The organism is Paraburkholderia sp. J63, assembly GCF_905220245.1.
Classification (GTDB): Bacteria; Pseudomonadota; Gammaproteobacteria; order Burkholderiales; family Burkholderiaceae; genus Paraburkholderia.
Genome location: NZ_CAJMZF010000030.1, coordinates 37,136 through 52,034, shown reverse-complemented (window position 1 = coordinate 52,034; position 14,899 = coordinate 37,136). Strand labels below are relative to the sequence as shown.

The window sequence follows — 14,899 nt, the reverse complement described above, 5'->3', positions numbered from 1 at the left end:
GAGCGTACACATTAGAAAATAAAACCGCAAGCCTCACGTTTTTCCTGGTGACGCAGGGGAAAACCCGAACATTTCAGCTATATAAAAGGGAATGACGAACCGGCAATTATTTTCCCGGTTGTGAATTTAAAACGTACACGCTAGACTTTGCCCAACGTACGACGGCACCCGCGCAAGCGGGCGCCGTTGCCGCCCAACTGCAATGGAGTGAGCGTCATGAGCAAGATTTACCGCATCGGCCAGATCGTGCCGAGCTCGAACACCACGATGGAGACCGAGATTCCCGCGATGCTGCGTCTGCGTGAAGCCATCCGCCCGGAGCGCTTTACGTTTCATTCGAGCCGCATGCGCATGAAGAAGGTGGTGAAGGAAGAGCTCGCGGCCATGGACGCCGAATCGGACCGCTGCGCCCTCGAGCTTTCCGATGCACGCGTGGACGTGCTCGGCTATGCATGCCTCGTGGCGATCATGGCGATGGGCCGCGGGTATCACCGCGTCTCGCAGGAGCGTCTCACGAAGCACACCGCCGAAAACGGCGCGAAAGCGCCGGTACTCACGAGCGCGGGCGCGCTCGTCGATGCGCTCAAGGTGATCGGCGCGAAACGCATCGTCGTGGTCGCGCCGTACATGAAGCCGCTTACCGAACTCGTGGTCGACTACATTCGCCACGAAGGCTACGAAGTGCTCGATTGGCGCGCGCTCGAAATTCCCGACAATCTCGAAGTGGGCCGTCACGATCCCGCGCGTCTGCCCGAAATCGTCAAGACGCTGAACTACGCCGACGCCGATGCGATCGTGCTCTCCGCCTGCGTGCAGATGCCCTCGCTGCCCGCCGTTGCGAAGGTCGAAGCCATGACGGGCAAGCCCGTCATTACCGCGGCCATCGCCACCACCTACGCGATGCTGCGCGAGCTCGACCTCGAGCCGATCGTTCCTGGCGCGGGCGCGCTGCTCTCGGGCGCGTACTGATACGCCCGCGGCCCGCAGCCGCCGCAGGCCGCTCACACCTCACTTCCCGATTCATCGGAGCCTGACATGTCCAGCACTTTTCTCTATGGCGCGAACGTTCACGCCAATGGCATACGCCAGCACTATCTGCGCTATGGTGGGGCGCTGGGCGAGCGCGCCGCACGCCCCGCCATCATCGTGATACCCGGCATCACGAGCCCGGCCATCACGTGGGGCTTCGTGGGCGAAGTGTTCGGCGAGACCTTCGATACCTATGTCATCGACGTGCGCGGGCGCGGCCTCTCGGAAGCATCAGCCGCACTCGACTACAGCCTCGATGCGCAGGCCGCCGACGTGCTTGCACTCGCCGCCGCGCTCGGGCTCGAACGCTACGCACTGCTCGGCCATTCCATGGGCGCGCGCATTGCCGCGCGCGCCGCGTTGCGCGCGACACCCGCGCTGGAATCCGTGGTGCTGGTCGATCCGCCGGTCTCGGGGCCTCAGCGCCGCGCCTATCCGGGCAAGCTGCCCTGGTACGTCGACTCGATGGCGCTCGCGCGCAAGGGCGCCGACGCCGATGGCATGCGCACGTTCTGCCCCACATGGACCGACGAGGAACTGCGCCTGCGCGCCGAGTGGCTGCATACCTGCGACGAGCGCGCCGTGCTGGCTTCATATGCAGGATTCCATACGGATGACTTTCATGCCGATGCGGCGCGACTGAAAGTGCCCACGCTCCTCATGACGGCCGAACGCGGCGACGTGGTGCGCGACGAGGACGTGGCCGAGCTGCAGCGCGCCACGCCCGCCATGCTGCACGTGCGCGTGCCCCATGCGGGCCACATGATTCCGTGGGACAACGCGGCGGGCTTCTATGCGGCGTTCGGCGATTTTCTCGGCGCGCCGCTCGCCCGGTCCGCCGCAATCGTCACCGCGTAAAGCCCGCTCACCGGAACTGGAGACCCCCGATGCCCATCAGCGACCATCAACTCATTCAGGCGTGGAAGGAAGTGCTCACGCTCTCCCGCCTCGAAGCCGGCCAGACCGTCACGATCCTGACGAGCGCCGCCACGCACCCGCAGACGCTCGCCTGCGCGCTCATCGCCACCCAGCAGATGGGGGCCATCGTGAACCGGCTCGACCTGCCCCCCGTGAACGGCGAAAAAGCCTTCAGCCGCGACTCGCTCGCCTATCTCGGCACGACGCCGCTCACGGGCAATCGCGCGGCCATCGCGGCGCTCAAGGCGAGCGACCTCGTGCTCGACCTCATGACGCTGCTGTTCTCCCACGAGCAGCACGACATCCTCAAGTCGGGGACGAAGATCCTGCTCGCGGTAGAGCCGCCCGAAGTGCTCGCGCGCCTCGTACCCACGACCGAAGACCGTACGCGCGTGCTCGCGGCCACGAAGAAGATGGGCGCGGCGCGCGAAATGCGCGTCACCTCGCCCGCGGGCACCGCGTTCGTGTGTCCGCTCGGCGAGTTCGGCCCGACCGCCGAGTACGGCTTCGTCGACGAACCGGGCCGCTGGGACCACTGGCCAAGCGGCTTCGCGCTCACCTACCCGAACGACCGCACCGCGCACGGCACCATCGTGATCGATCGCGGCGACATCCTGCTGCCGCAAAAGCGCTACGTGAACGAACCCATCGCGCTCACCGTCGAAGGCGGCTACGCCACCAGGATCGAAGGCGGCGTGGATGCCGCGTTGCTGCGCGACTACATGGAAACGTTCGGAGACCCCGAAGGCTATGCGATCTCGCACATCGGCTGGGGCCTGCAGCCGCGCGCGCGCTGGTCCACGCTCGGCCTCTACGACCGCGAGGCGACCATCGGCATGGATGCGCGCGCGTTCGAGGGCAATTTCCTGTTCTCGCTCGGACCGAACAATGAAGGCGGCGGGCAACGCACCACGACCTGCCATATCGACATTCCGCTGCGCGGCTGTACCGTCCGGCTCGACGACGACGTCGTCGTGCGAGACGGGCGCGTGTGCGCCTGAGCATCCATCCTTTCGCACGACTCCCGACATGAACGATCTCACGCAACACGCCGAAGCCACGGTCTACCAGCGGCAGGGCTTCGGCACACCGCTCCCCGTGGAAGGCAATATTGGACTCCTGATCATTGATTTCGTAGTGGGCTTCGCGGACCCCGGTACGTTCGGCGGCGGCAACATCCTGCCCGCCATTGCCCGCACGCAGCAGGCGCTCGCGCTTGCACGCGAGAACGGCTGGCCGGTGGCCCACAGCCGCATCGTCTACGCGGCGGGCGGCAGCGACGACAACGTGTTCTCGCTGAAAGTACCCGGCATGGCCACGCTGACCGAGGACCACCCGAACAGCGCGATCGTTCCCGAACTCACGCCGGCCGCGGGCGAGCTCGTCGTGCGCAAGACCGTGCCGTCGGCGTTCTTCGGCACGCAGCTTGCGCCTTGGCTCACGCAGCGTGCAGTACAGACGCTGCTGGTGGCCGGCGCGGTCACGAGCGGCTGTGTCCGTGCGAGCGTGGTGGATGCGATGTCATATGGCTTTCGCCCGCTCGTGCTGGCCGATTGCGTGGGCGACCGCGCGATCGAACCGCACAACGCGAATCTCTTCGACATGCAGCAGAAGTACGCGGCCGTGATGCCGCTTGCCGAAGCCATCGCCGAAATCGAGGCGGCGCGCCGCTGAACGCGACGCCCGGCTGGTTTGACGCGATGTTTTTGTCGACTTAATGTCATGTACCCGCCACGCAAGCATCGCGCGTGGCCGCGCAGCCATAGGGCGCGCGGCCCAACGGGAATGCAACGGGGACGATGCTTGCTGCGTGCCCACTGGAACACTCTGTCGTGAACCGCTCAGAACTGCTCGCACGCGAAGGCTGCCTCACTGTCGTGCGCCAGCCCGCACCGCCCATCCAGCCCGCGCCCGGCCAGCCGGGCAGTCTGTCTTCGTTCGTCCCCGCCGTGCCCGAGGTGTTCGTTGCATTGCTCGACGACGGCCGCATCCTCGCCTTCAATGGCCACGTCGATCTGGGCACCGGCATCCGCACTTCGCTCGCGCAGATCGTTGCCGAAGAGCTGGACGTGGCCGCCGCACGCGTTCAAATGCAGCTCGGGCATACGGCCGTCACGCCGAATCAGGGACCCACCATCGCGAGCGCGTCCATTCAGATCTCGGCCAGGCCGCTGCGTTGCGCGGCGGCGCAGGCACGCCACGCGCTGTTGCAACTGGCCGCGAAGCGCTTCGGCGTGAACGTCGAGGCGCTCGCGACCGACCACGCCGAAGTCTTTATTGCCGGTCCCGCCGCTGCCACCGACACGCGCCGCGTGAGCTTCGCCGAACTCGTCGCGGGCCGGCGCATCGCGCTCGATCTCGACCTCGACGCCGCCGTGAAAGATCCGTCGACGTATCGCGTGATCGGCAAATCGTCGCCGCGCGTCGACATTCCCGCCAAGGCCACGGGCGCGCTCACTTTCGTGCACGACATGCGCGTGCCGGGCATGCTGCACGGACGCGTCGTGCGCCCGCCCTATACCGGCATCGACAGCGGAACGTTCGTGGGCCGTCTGCTGGACGAGGTCGATTGCGATTCCGTCTCGCAGGTGCGCGGCTTGCGCGCCGTGGTCGTGCTCGGCGATTTCGTCGGCGTGGTGTGCGAGCGCGAGGAACAAGCCGTGCGCGCCGCGCGCGAGTTGCGCGTGAAGTGGAAGCCGCTGCCCGCGCTGCGCTCGCTCGACGACCCTGGCGCCGCGATCAAGGCCGCGCCGGCAAAGCGCCGCCCTTTGCTCGAAGAAGGCGACGTGGAGGCTGCGTGTGCCGTGCCCGGCACGCTCACGATTTCGCGCACCTACGAGTGGCCGTACCAGATGCATGGCTCGATCGGGCCATCGTGCGCGCTCGCCGACTACCGGGAGCCCGGTGCCGGCCGCACGACGGTCTGGTCGGGCACGCAGAATCCGGTCTCGCTGCGCTACGACCTCGCGACGCTCGTCGGCCGCGACGAGGCCGACATGGACATCGTGCGCATGGAAGCCGCGGGTTGCTACGGCCGCAATTGCGCCGACGACGTCTGCGGCGACGCGCTCCTGCTCTCGCGCGCCGTGAGCGCGCCCGTACGCGTGCAGCTCACGCGCGCCGACGAGCACGCGTGGGAGCCCAAGGGCACGGGCCAGGTGATCGACGTGACCGGCACCGTGACGCCCGAGGGCCGCATGACGGGCTACGACTTCGTCACGCGCTATCCGTCGAACGACGCACCGTTGCTCGCCTCGCTGCTCACCGGAGTCGTGGCCAGCGAGCCGCGCGTGTTCGAAATGGGCGATCGCACGGCGGTCTCGCCGTATCTGAGCGCGAACCGCCGCTTCGCCTGCGACGACCTCGCGCCGCTCGTGCGCGCATCGTGGCTGCGCGGCGTCTCGGCGTTACCCAACTCGTTCGCGCACGATGCGTTTGCCGATGAGCTCGCGGCGCTCACGAGCGTCGATCCGCTCGAATTCCGCCTGCGTCATCTCGACGACACCCGCGCCGCCGAACTGCTCGAAGCCGTCGCGCGACGCGCGGGCTGGCAGACGCGTGCTTCGCGCAGCACGCCCTTGCGCGGCGGCGAACGCTACGCGCGCGGCCGGGGCATCGCCTATGCGCGCTACGTGCATAGCCGCTTTCCCGGCTTTGGCGCCGCGTGGTCCGCATGGGTGGCCGACCTCGTGGTCGATCGCGTGACCGGCGAAATTCGCGTCGAGCGCATCACCGTGGGCCAGGACACGGGCACGATGATCAACCCCGACGGCGTACGCCATCAAATCCACGGTAACGTGATTCAGGTATTGAGCCGCTCGCTGAAAGAGCGCGTGCGTTTCGCCGAAGGCAAAGTGGCCAGCCGCGAATGGGGCAGCTACCCGATCCTCACCTTCCCCGAATTGCCGGCCGTGGATGTCGTGCTGATGCCGCGCCAGGGCGAGCCACCGCTGGGCGCGGGCGAATCGGCCTCGGTGCCTGGGCCGGCGGCGCTCGCCAACGCGATTCACGACGCAACGGGCGTACGCTTTTATGCGCCCCCCTTCACGCCCGATATGATTCGCGCGGGGCTGCGCGAAGCGGGTGCACTGCTCGAAGCGCAACACGCTGCGCGCAGCTGAACGCGCGTGCGCCGCGAATTCCACGAACGTCGCAACCGATGACGACGCCGCGACGAACGACGACGGCGTTCACTCGCCGTCGGTTTCCATCATCTTGCGCAGCAGAAATAGCAGCGCCACGCGCTCGCCCGCATTGAGCGGACCATAAGTGCGCTCGGTAACCTGTTTCGCGAACGGCACAGTACGCTCGATCAACGCGAGCCCGGCGGGCGTGGCGCGCACGAGCAGCTTGCGACCGTCCTTGGGATCGGGCAGCACCTCGATGAGTGCCCGCGTCTTCAAGCGCTCGACCACGCCGCGTACCGTGGCCTGATCGATGGCCGTAGCCTTGACGATGTCATTGAGCGAGCAACCCTGCTTTTCCTTCACCGCGCACAACGTCACGAACTGCGCGGCAGTGAGATCGGAATCGGGAATCGCCTCCTGAAAAATGGCGACGTGGTGCTGATAGGCGCGGCGCAACAAATGGCCCACCTGATCGTGAAAGTCGTAAGAGTCCTTGGGCGACGGCATGAATGTGCGGCCCTATGCGGGCCCGATGAAGAAAAATGTAGTGTACACCTTCGAGATCAGCACACGACATGCGCATCGTGCGGCGGCTTGTCCAAGATCGACCGCACCGACCACAAACGAGCCATACGATTCGCTAACGCTATGCTTGCCCGCCATGGGCACGCCTCCCGAAATTCAGCGACGACGCTGGATATTCGAGCGCATACGCAGTAATTTATCAACGCTCGTGCACGTGTTCGTGATGTGGAAAATAATTCTCATAGCCCGTTAATCCCTATTAATTTCGGGGTCAATCCGCTTCTTAAGTATCTGCTTTAAAAAATCCAAAGCATTCCGGTTACCCTGGTAATTTGTAGTGTATACGCTTGTATTTTGACATGCTATACAGACACCTGTGAGCGCTCGATGTGTGCACGCGTCGAGCAGCGAACCTCAACCCGAATCATCCCAACCGGGAGCCCACCCATGTCTACCGTGCAATCCGGCAGCGCCACTCTCTCTCCTGCCGGCGTTCAACATGTGGAGCTGTACCGCAAGGTCACGTTCCGCCTGATCACCCTCTTTTGCCTGTGCTATTTCGCTGCCTATCTGGACCGTATCAATATCGGTCTGGCGAAGCTGCAGATGCTCGACGCGCTCAAGTTCAGCGACACCATCTACGGCCTGGGCGCGGGCCTCTTCTTTGCCGGATACATTCTCTTCGAAGTCCCAAGCAATCTCATCTTGCAGCGCGTGGGCGCGAAACTCTGGATCGCCCGCATCATGATCACGTGGGGTCTTCTCTCCGGCGCCACCCTGTTCGTGAAAACGCCGCTGCAGTTCTATACCGTGCGCTTTCTGCTCGGCGTGGCCGAAGCGGGCTTTCTGCCGGGCGTGCTGCTCTATCTCACACAGTGGTATCCGGACGCCCGTCGTGCGCGCATCGTCGCGCTGTTCATGGTGGGGCTGCCGCTCTCGAGCATGATCGGCAGCCCGATCTCGGGCTGGATCATGCGCTTTTTCGATGGCGCGCATGGCCTCGGCGGCTGGCAGTGGCTGTTCCTGATCGAGGCGCTGCCTTCGATACTCCTCGGCTTCGCTATCCTGCGCTGGCTGCCCAATAGCATCGAATCGGCGAAATGGCTCGACGCGCACGAGAAAAAGGCACTGCGCGCCAATCTCGACGCCGATCCGGCCGGCAACAAGAGTCACGCGCTCAGCAAGGCTTTCGCCGATCCGAAGGTGTGGGCGCTCGGTCTGATCGATCTGTGCGTGCTGCTCGGCCTCTACGCGGTGAGCTTCTGGTTGCCGTCGATCCTGCGTGACACGGGCGTGAAGGATACCTATGCAATCGGTTGGCTGATGGCCATACCGAATGCGGCTGCCGTGATCGGCACGCTCTGGTGCGGGGCAAGCTCGGACCGCTTCGGCGAACGCCGCTGGCATATCGTCGTGCCATTTCTCGTCTCGGCAGTAGCGCTGGCCGTGGCGGCGAGCGGCACGCACGGCACGCTCGCCACGGTGCTCCTGTTCTCGCTCGTCAACGCGGGTGCGGCCGCGGCGATGCCCGTGGTATGGTCGCTGCCCTCGACCTTCCTCAAAGGCTCGGCTGCAGCAGGCGGCATCGCATTCGCATGCTCGCTGGCCAATCTCGGCGGCTTCGGCAGCACTTATTTTATTGGTTGGCTGCGCGATACGTTCCATTCGGAAAGCGCCGGCCTTTACGGCTTTGCGGTGTGCATGGTGATCGGCGGCGTGCTGGCGCTTTCGTATCCCAAGAAGATGGTCAACCGCTGATGGGCATGACCCGCGAGGCCGCGCTGTAGATGTACTGCCCGCCTCGCGAGGTGAGGCTGGCTTCCTGGCTCGATGGCGCCGCAGTGACGGCGCCATCGTTCCTCACAACAGCGATAAGCGCCGGCCTGCTGCTGACCTTCGCATTCGGCGGTTGTACCGGACCGATCGCCGCATCGCTGGCGATGACATCGTTCGGCCCACAAGGCATCTATGTCTTCACGATGACCGTCACCGGGAGCCTTGCCCTCCTCGCCCTGAGCAGCGTCAGCACCCGCCCTCAGGCAGGCCGGGGCTGACGGGCCATCCGTATACGTCGTCGGCAAAAAGCAGGATCAGGTTGTCTGGTGAGCGCAGGGACTCGCCCGACCATTGCCAGTGACGTCACATCGCGCTGCCGACGCACTATCTGCCGGAGCCCGCAGCCCTGCCAGGCACCGCCATCGTATCTTTGCCGCCTGAACGTGCCGACCACGCCTTGCCAGTTTCGGCGGCCGTGGCTCCGCTACGCTGGCCACTCACCCCCGCAAATTCCACCTCCTCCCCCGTGCGCCTTTCATGGGCCCGCGCGTCGACGGCTGATGGCCGGGGCGACTCACAGGGCGCCACGACAACTCCGCGCTTCGGGAACGACCATAACGGGACGCTAGTGGAAACCCTATACGTCATTGATATTGAAGGAAAAAAAAACGTCACGGCAGCGACACGTCGCTTTTGTGACAAACAATGTCGAACCCGTGTTAAGGCCACGCGCGAGTCTCCGTTTATCTTGGAGTCGCTGGCATGCATATCAAAAAAACATGATCCTCTCAGGGTCCAGGAGACATTGTGGAAACTCTGGCTTTCATCTGGGACAACCTGGCGAGCATTGCCAGGATGACCCTCGAACACATCGAGATTGTCGGCGTGGGCGTTGGCTTCGCGATCCTCACCGGCGTGCCGCTCGGCATCGCGATAACCGTCAACGAACGCGCCGCAAAGATCGTCCTGTATGTCGCGTCAATCATCATGACGATCCCCTCCGTGGCGTTGTTCGGTCTGATGATTCCGGTACTGTCCATCATTGGCCAGGGCATCGGCTTCCTGCCCACGGTGATCGCGCTGTTCCTCTACTCGCAGTTGCCGATCGTGCGCAACACCTACGCCGCAATCAACAATATCGATCCGGCGTTGCGCGAAGCCGCACGCGGGATGGGAATGAAGACCGGCGAGCGGCTGCGCCGGGTCGAGATCCCGATCGCGCTGCCGATCATCATGGCAGGGGTGCGCATGGCAGTGGTCATCAACGTCGGCATCGCCGCCATCGCGGCCTACATCGGCGCCGGCGGCCTCGGCAAGCTGATCAGCCGCGGCATCTCGCAGTCGGACCCGCGCCAGCTGATCGCCGGCGCCATCCTGGTCAGCGTGCTGGCCATCGTGGCCGACTACGGCCTGGCCTGGGTCCAGCGGCTTCTCACTCCGAAGGGGCTGCGCAGTCCCTCCCGGCTCGCCCGGTTCGCGGTGCGCGTTGGCGCGCTCACCGGCTTTCGCAAATACCCACGACACGCGTAATCATCATGATCAAGCTCTCCAACGTCACGAAGCGCTACGACGGCGCAACGGCCCCGGTGGTCGACGGTATCAACATGGAAGTCGGGGCAGGCGAGATCTGCGTGCTGCTGGGCCCGTCGGGATGCGGCAAGACCACGACGCTCAAGATGATCAACCGGCTGGTGCAGCCCACCTCCGGCAAGATTTATCTCGAGGGCCGCGACACCGACGAATTCGATGTGGTGGAATTGCGCCGCCGCATCGGTTACGTGATCCAGCAGATCGGCCTGTTTCCGAACATGACCGTCGAGGAAAACATCGGCGTGGTGCCGCGTCTGCTTGGCTGGGACAAGGCGAAGGCGCGCCGGCGGGCGGCCGAGCTGCTGGAGATCGTGGCGCTGGATCCGGCCATCTATCTCTCCCGTTATCCGAAGGACCTGTCGGGCGGCCAGGCACAGCGCGTCGGCGTGGCGCGGGCGCTCGCCACCGATCCGCCCGTCATGCTGATGGACGAGCCGTTTGGTGCTATCGACCCGATCAATCGGGAGCTGATCCAGGACGAGTTCCTGCGCATCCAGCAGCGGGTCAGGAAGACCATCATCTTCGTCAGCCACGATATCGACGAGGCGGTGAAGATGGCTGACCGGATCGCGATTTTCCGCGGCGGCCAGATCGAGCAGTTCGATTCGCCCGACAACATCCTCGCCCGACCCGCCACGCCGTTCATCGCAGGTTTCGTTGGCACGGATCGAGCACTCAAGCGCCTGCGGCTGGTCAGCGCGCGGGATGCGCTGTCCGCACGTGAATGCCTCGTGCGGGTGGGCGAGCACAGCGCGCGCGCGAAGGCGCTGATGGCCGAGCATGGCGTCGACCAGATCGTGCTGGTCGATGGCGCCGACAAGCCGCAGGGCTACCTGACCGCCGCCCAGCTTCAGTCGGTCGACGGGGCGCTGACCCCGGCACACGCGATTCCGGTGCAGGGTACGGCCAGTCAAAAGGACGATCTGCGCACGGTGGTGTCGGCGATGTTTGCGAGCGGCGCGTCGTGGCTGCCGACGGTTGACGACGATGGCCGTTTTGTCGGTTATGTCAGTCAGGCACAGATTGTCGACCTGTTGCGCGTACCCACGGGAGAGCGCGCATGAAACCGGGAAAACACTCCGCTGCGGCCCGGTGCGCCAGCGCCGCCGTTGGCCTGGTGCTCGTAGTGGCATGTGCGCCGGCGCGCGCGGACAGCTGGTGGTCCAGCGTGGCCCAGTACCGCAGCGACATCATCTATCAGTCGATCCAGATGATGGTGATGGTCGCCATTGCGGCTGTGCTCGCGATCGCGGTCGCGGTGCCGGCCGGCATCTACCTGAGCCGGCCGTCGCAACGGCACGGCGCCGCCGTCCTCATGCAGACGCTGAATGTCGGCCAGGCCATTCCGAAACTCGCGCTGCTCGCGCTGGCAATGAGCGTGCTGGGCATCGGTTCGGTCCCGGCAATCTTTGGCCTGTGGGTGGCCACGCTGCTGCCGATTGCGCTGAACACCTACGAGGGACTGCGCGCGGTGCCGCGATCCCTGATTGAGGCGGCCACCGGGATGGGCATGACCCGCTGGCAGATTCTCTGGCGTGTCGAGTTGCCCAACGCCCTGTACGTGATCTTCGCGGGCATCCGCACCGCCCTGGCAATCACGGTCGGAACGGCGCCGCTGGCATTCCTGATCGGCGGCGGCGGTCTGGGCGAACTGATCTTTACCGGCATCGACCTGAATGAATTCGACATGTTACTGGCGGGGGCCATCCCGACCGCGCTGCTGGCGATCCTGACCGATGCGTTTGTCGGGCAGATGCAACGACTGCTGGTATCGCGCGGTGTCAACCCGCAGAGCTGAACCTTCGTCGACCCTGTCGGCTATTGATTACCTGTCCATCGAGGAGACCATGAAACATTCAAACTTTATGCGCGCACTTGTTTTTTTCGGTGTACTGATCGCCTGTTCATGGGCGCTGCCCTCTTTTGCCGCGTCGGTCGTGGTGGGCGGCAAGAATTTCACCGAACAGCAGTTGATGGCGGAAATGACCTCGCAGCTGCTGCAGGCGAAGGGCTTCACCGTGACGAAGAAGGACGGCATGGGTAGCGCCGTGTTGCGGCAGGCCCAGGAAAACGGCCAGGTGGATATCTACTGGGAATACACCGGGACGTCGCTGATTACCTACAACAAGATTAACGAGCGCCTGAGCCCGGAAGACACCTACAGGAAGGTCAAGGAACTGGACGCCGCCAAAGGACTCGTGTGGCTGAATCCGTCGAAGGCCAACAATACCTATGCGTTCGCAATGAACGAGGACGAGGCGAAGAAACTCGGCATTGTGACCGTCAGCGACCTCGCGAAGGCACTGAAGGCGGGCAAGACGCTCACGTTCGCCTGCAATTCGGAATTCTATGCGCGCCCCGATGGCCTGCGGCCGCTCGAAAAAATGTACGGCTTCGAATTCAGCCAGGACGAAGTCAAGCGGATGGACTCGGGGCTGACCTATCAGGCGCTCAAGGACCGCCAGGTCGACATCGCGCTGGTGTTCGCCACCGATGGCCGCGTACCGGCCTTCCACTTCGTGCTGCTCAAGGACGACAAGGGCTACTTCCCGGCCTATGCGCTCACGCCGGTCATCCGCAAGGCCACGCTCGATGCGAACCCGACCCTCGGGCCGATCCTCAACTCCCTGTCGGCGAAGCTCGATGCGCCCACGATGGCGCGGCTCAATGCCGAGGTCGACGTGCAGAAAAAGTCGTTCAGCGATGTCGCTCACGAATTCCTGAAGCAGTCGGGCCTGATCTGACGTAACAGCCGCATACACCGATACCACGCAGCGATACCACGCAACACCACGCACACGAGAACTCGCACATGGCAACCCCGATCACCTCATCCAGCGAGCCCACCCGGATCAAGGTGGCCGCTGCGCAAACCGGGACGGCGTACGGCGACGCACGGGCCAACCTGGCCCGGCATCTGGAGCACATGAGCGACGCGCGCAAGCGCGGCGTGCGCTTGCTGGTGTTTCCGGAGCTATCCCTGCATGGCCACAGCGCGGGCAAGGACGCGCTCACGCTGGCGATCAGGCGGGACAACGCGTTAATCGGGCAACTCGCCGAAGCGAGTGTCGACATGCATACGGTGTTCGGCTTCGTCGAGGAAGCCCCCGGTGGCCAGTTCTACAACAGCCAGGCCACCGTCGCGAATGGCCGGCTCATTCACGTCCATCGCAAGGCAATGCTCGCCACGTACGGCAAGCTCAAGGAGGGGTTGTATTTTGCGGCCGGGCCGAGCCCCGGGAGTTTCACGCTCGATGACCGTTGGCAGGTGGCGACCCCGATCTGCGCGGACCTGTGGAATCCGGCCGTCGTGCACCGGCTCGCGTGTGATGGGGTGACACTGTTTGCGGCACCCATCAGTTCTGCGCGCGAGGCAGTAGGCGACGATTTCGACAACCCGGCCGGCTGGGACATCAATCTGCGCTTCTATGCGCTTACCTACGGAGTGGGCATCGTGATGGCCAATCGCGTGGGCAGTGAAGGGACGATGACCTTCTGGGGTGGCTCGCGCATTCTCGATCCGTTCGGCAAGACCGTCGCGCAGGCCCCGGACGAAACGGAGTGCCTCGTCACCGGCGAGCTCGATTACGAGGCGCTCCGGCATGCACGGTTCCTGTTGCCAACGGTGCGCGACGCGCGCGCTTTCGAGTTGCGCGACCGTGCCTCGCGCAATGCGGCATCAGGCAGCGACGCGAATGCGTGACGGCGAACCACCCAGACAACCGCAACACTGAACCGACCATGCGTGATTTTATTCTTGACGACACCGACCGGGATTTCCGGGCCGAAGTCCGCGACTTCCTGCAACGCGAACTGGCGCCGCGGGCCGCCGATATCGAGGACCGACAGGACTGGGAGGCCGTGAAGCACGTGGTCCGCTCGCTCGGCGAGGCAGGCTACCTTCGGCTGATGTTTCCGGACCTGTATCGCGGCACGCTCGCCAAACCCGGGCTCACTCATGCCACTATCCTGTCCGAGGAAGCCGCGTACCTCAACTACGCGTTTGAAACGACGATCGCGACCGCGCTGAGCTGCGCCTATCCGCTGCACCGTCATGCGAGCGAGCGGCTGCGCGACACCTATCTCCTGCCTATTCTCGACGGCTCGGCCATCGGCGCCATCTGTGTGACCGAACGCAACGTCGGCAGCGACTCGGCCGGCATGGAAACGCGCATCGAATTGGATGCGCAGACCAACGAATGGGTCATCAACGGTTTCAAGCGGTATATCTCGAACGCTTCGGTGGCGGACGTGTACATCGTCTACGGCCTTGCGTCCGGGACCGATGGCGCCCAGGGAGGCATGACGGCGGTCGCGGTGCCCCGTACCGCGCGCGGCATCCGTTTTCCGCGCAACTACACCTTCATGGGTCGGCGCGGCTGCATCGTGGGCGAGGTCGAATTCAACGACTGCCGTGTGCCGGCCGATCACCTGCTCGGCGAGCGGGGAGGCGGGTTCCGCATCATGCGCGGCATGTTCAATTTCGAGCGCGCCATCCTCGGGGGTTCCGGTCTCGGTGTCGCCCGCAGTGCGTTCGACATCGCCACCGCGCACGCGCAGCACCGCACGTCGTTCGGGCAACCGCTCGGCTGCAAGCAACTGATCTGGGACAAGATCGCGCAGATGAGCTGGCGTATCGACGCCGCCGAACTGCTGACCTACCGGGCCACGAAGATGTATGACGCCGGGGCCGACGGCAAGGCGCTGATGAAGGAAGCCGCCATGGCCAAGCTGGTGGCCACCGAAACGGCGAACTACTGCGCGAACGAGACGGTGCAGATCCTGGGCGGCGACGGCATCACGAAGGAGTACGGTCGCGCCGAACAGCTCTACCGCGATGCCCGCGCGCTCACGATCGTGGGGGGCACCTCCGAGATCGCCAAATACCTGATCGCCGGCCGCGACCTGCCCGATATCCGGATCACTCTCTAGAC

The 14,899-nt window shown here is 64.7% G+C and carries 14 protein-coding genes; 13 read left to right on the top strand and 1 reads right to left on the bottom strand.

The window, feature by feature from the left end:
- Positions 1-216 precede the first annotated feature (216 nt).
- The 5 genes from U5775_RS26695 (at position 217) to U5775_RS26675 (ending at position 6,068) form a co-directional block, all read left to right on the top strand.
- Positions 217-969 carry an Asp/Glu racemase gene (locus U5775_RS26695; protein ID WP_322061110.1) on the top strand — a complete coding sequence of 251 codons (753 nt, stop codon included), beginning with the start codon at positions 217-219 and terminating at the stop codon, positions 967-969.
- Positions 970-1,035: 66 nt separating this feature from the next.
- The gene (locus U5775_RS26690) at positions 1,036-1,887 is read left to right on the top strand and encodes an alpha/beta hydrolase (protein WP_322061109.1); all 852 of its coding nucleotides are present in this window, start codon (positions 1,036-1,038) and stop codon (positions 1,885-1,887) included.
- Positions 1,888-1,916: 29 nt separating this feature from the next.
- Positions 1,917-2,948, top strand: coding sequence for a 2,5-dihydroxypyridine 5,6-dioxygenase (locus tag U5775_RS26685; RefSeq protein ID WP_322061108.1), 1,032 nt, complete (start codon positions 1,917-1,919; stop codon positions 2,946-2,948).
- A gap of 28 nt (positions 2,949-2,976) precedes the next feature.
- The gene (locus tag U5775_RS26680) at positions 2,977-3,621 is read left to right on the top strand and encodes an isochorismatase family protein (protein WP_322061107.1); all 645 of its coding nucleotides are present in this window, start codon (positions 2,977-2,979) and stop codon (positions 3,619-3,621) included.
- Between the two features lie 158 nt (positions 3,622-3,779).
- Positions 3,780-6,068, top strand: coding sequence for a xanthine dehydrogenase family protein molybdopterin-binding subunit (locus tag U5775_RS26675; RefSeq protein ID WP_322061106.1), 2,289 nt, complete (start codon positions 3,780-3,782; stop codon positions 6,066-6,068).
- Positions 6,069-6,137: 69 nt separating this feature from the next.
- Here the strand turns inward: U5775_RS26675 and U5775_RS26670 are convergent, their stop codons facing one another.
- Entirely contained in the window at positions 6,138-6,581 is a 444-nt protein-coding gene (locus U5775_RS26670) for a MarR family winged helix-turn-helix transcriptional regulator (RefSeq protein WP_322061105.1), read from the bottom strand.
- A gap of 465 nt (positions 6,582-7,046) precedes the next feature.
- Here U5775_RS26670 and U5775_RS26665 point away from each other — a divergent pair, with 465 nt between their 5' ends.
- The 8 genes from U5775_RS26665 to U5775_RS26630 all read left to right on the top strand — a co-directional run bounded on the left by U5775_RS26665 (position 7,047) and on the right by U5775_RS26630 (position 14,897).
- Positions 7,047-8,357, top strand: a complete 1,311-nt coding sequence (locus U5775_RS26665; protein WP_322061104.1) for an MFS transporter — start codon at positions 7,047-7,049, stop codon at positions 8,355-8,357.
- An 83-nt stretch (positions 8,358-8,440) separates the two neighbouring features.
- Positions 8,441-8,653 carry a hypothetical protein gene (locus U5775_RS26660; protein WP_322061103.1) on the top strand — a complete coding sequence of 71 codons (213 nt, stop codon included), beginning with the start codon at positions 8,441-8,443 and terminating at the stop codon, positions 8,651-8,653.
- A 529-nt stretch (positions 8,654-9,182) separates the two neighbouring features.
- Positions 9,183-9,905, top strand: coding sequence for an ABC transporter permease (locus U5775_RS26655; protein WP_322061102.1), 723 nt, complete (start codon positions 9,183-9,185; stop codon positions 9,903-9,905).
- A 5-nt stretch (positions 9,906-9,910) separates the two neighbouring features.
- The gene (locus U5775_RS26650) at positions 9,911-11,029 is read left to right on the top strand and encodes an ABC transporter ATP-binding protein (protein WP_322061101.1); all 1,119 of its coding nucleotides are present in this window, start codon (positions 9,911-9,913) and stop codon (positions 11,027-11,029) included.
- Positions 11,026-11,763: an ABC transporter permease gene (locus U5775_RS26645; RefSeq protein WP_322061100.1), complete on the top strand. Its 738-nt coding sequence runs from the start codon at positions 11,026-11,028 to the stop codon at positions 11,761-11,763. Before U5775_RS26650 ends, U5775_RS26645 begins: the two co-directional genes overlap by 4 nt.
- Positions 11,764-11,812: 49 nt before the next feature.
- Complete coding sequence (locus U5775_RS26640) at positions 11,813-12,709, top strand: glycine betaine ABC transporter substrate-binding protein (RefSeq protein ID WP_415913656.1); 897 nt, start codon at positions 11,813-11,815, stop codon at positions 12,707-12,709.
- 68 nt (positions 12,710-12,777) lie between these two features.
- Positions 12,778-13,668 (top strand): nitrilase-related carbon-nitrogen hydrolase, encoded by an 891-nt coding sequence (locus U5775_RS26635; protein WP_322061099.1) that lies wholly within the window; start codon positions 12,778-12,780, stop codon positions 13,666-13,668.
- A 38-nt stretch (positions 13,669-13,706) separates the two neighbouring features.
- Complete coding sequence (locus U5775_RS26630) at positions 13,707-14,897, top strand: acyl-CoA dehydrogenase family protein (protein WP_322061098.1); 1,191 nt, start codon at positions 13,707-13,709, stop codon at positions 14,895-14,897.
- The last annotated feature ends 2 nt before the right edge of the window (positions 14,898-14,899 follow it).

What these genes read in the sequence shown, in the direction of transcription:
- U5775_RS26695 (WP_322061110.1), top strand. Translation starts at nt 217, where the DNA reads ATGAGCAAGATTTACCGCATCGGCCAGATCGTGCCGAGCTCGAACACC.
- U5775_RS26690 (WP_322061109.1), top strand. Translation starts at nt 1,036, where the DNA reads ATGTCCAGCACTTTTCTCTATGGCGCGAACGTTCACGCCAATGGCATA.
- U5775_RS26685 (WP_322061108.1), top strand. Translation starts at nt 1,917, where the DNA reads ATGCCCATCAGCGACCATCAACTCATTCAGGCGTGGAAGGAAGTGCTC.
- U5775_RS26680 (WP_322061107.1), top strand. Translation starts at nt 2,977, where the DNA reads ATGAACGATCTCACGCAACACGCCGAAGCCACGGTCTACCAGCGGCAG.
- U5775_RS26670 (WP_322061105.1), bottom strand. Translation starts at nt 6,581, where the DNA reads ATGCCGTCGCCCAAGGACTCTTACGACTTTCACGATCAGGTGGGCCAT.
- U5775_RS26665 (WP_322061104.1), top strand. Translation starts at nt 7,047, where the DNA reads ATGTCTACCGTGCAATCCGGCAGCGCCACTCTCTCTCCTGCCGGCGTT.
- U5775_RS26650 (WP_322061101.1), top strand. Translation starts at nt 9,911, where the DNA reads ATGATCAAGCTCTCCAACGTCACGAAGCGCTACGACGGCGCAACGGCC.
- U5775_RS26645 (WP_322061100.1), top strand. Translation starts at nt 11,026, where the DNA reads ATGAAACCGGGAAAACACTCCGCTGCGGCCCGGTGCGCCAGCGCCGCC.
- U5775_RS26640 (WP_415913656.1), top strand. Translation starts at nt 11,813, where the DNA reads ATGAAACATTCAAACTTTATGCGCGCACTTGTTTTTTTCGGTGTACTG.
- U5775_RS26635 (WP_322061099.1), top strand. Translation starts at nt 12,778, where the DNA reads ATGGCAACCCCGATCACCTCATCCAGCGAGCCCACCCGGATCAAGGTG.
- U5775_RS26630 (WP_322061098.1), top strand. Translation starts at nt 13,707, where the DNA reads ATGCGTGATTTTATTCTTGACGACACCGACCGGGATTTCCGGGCCGAA.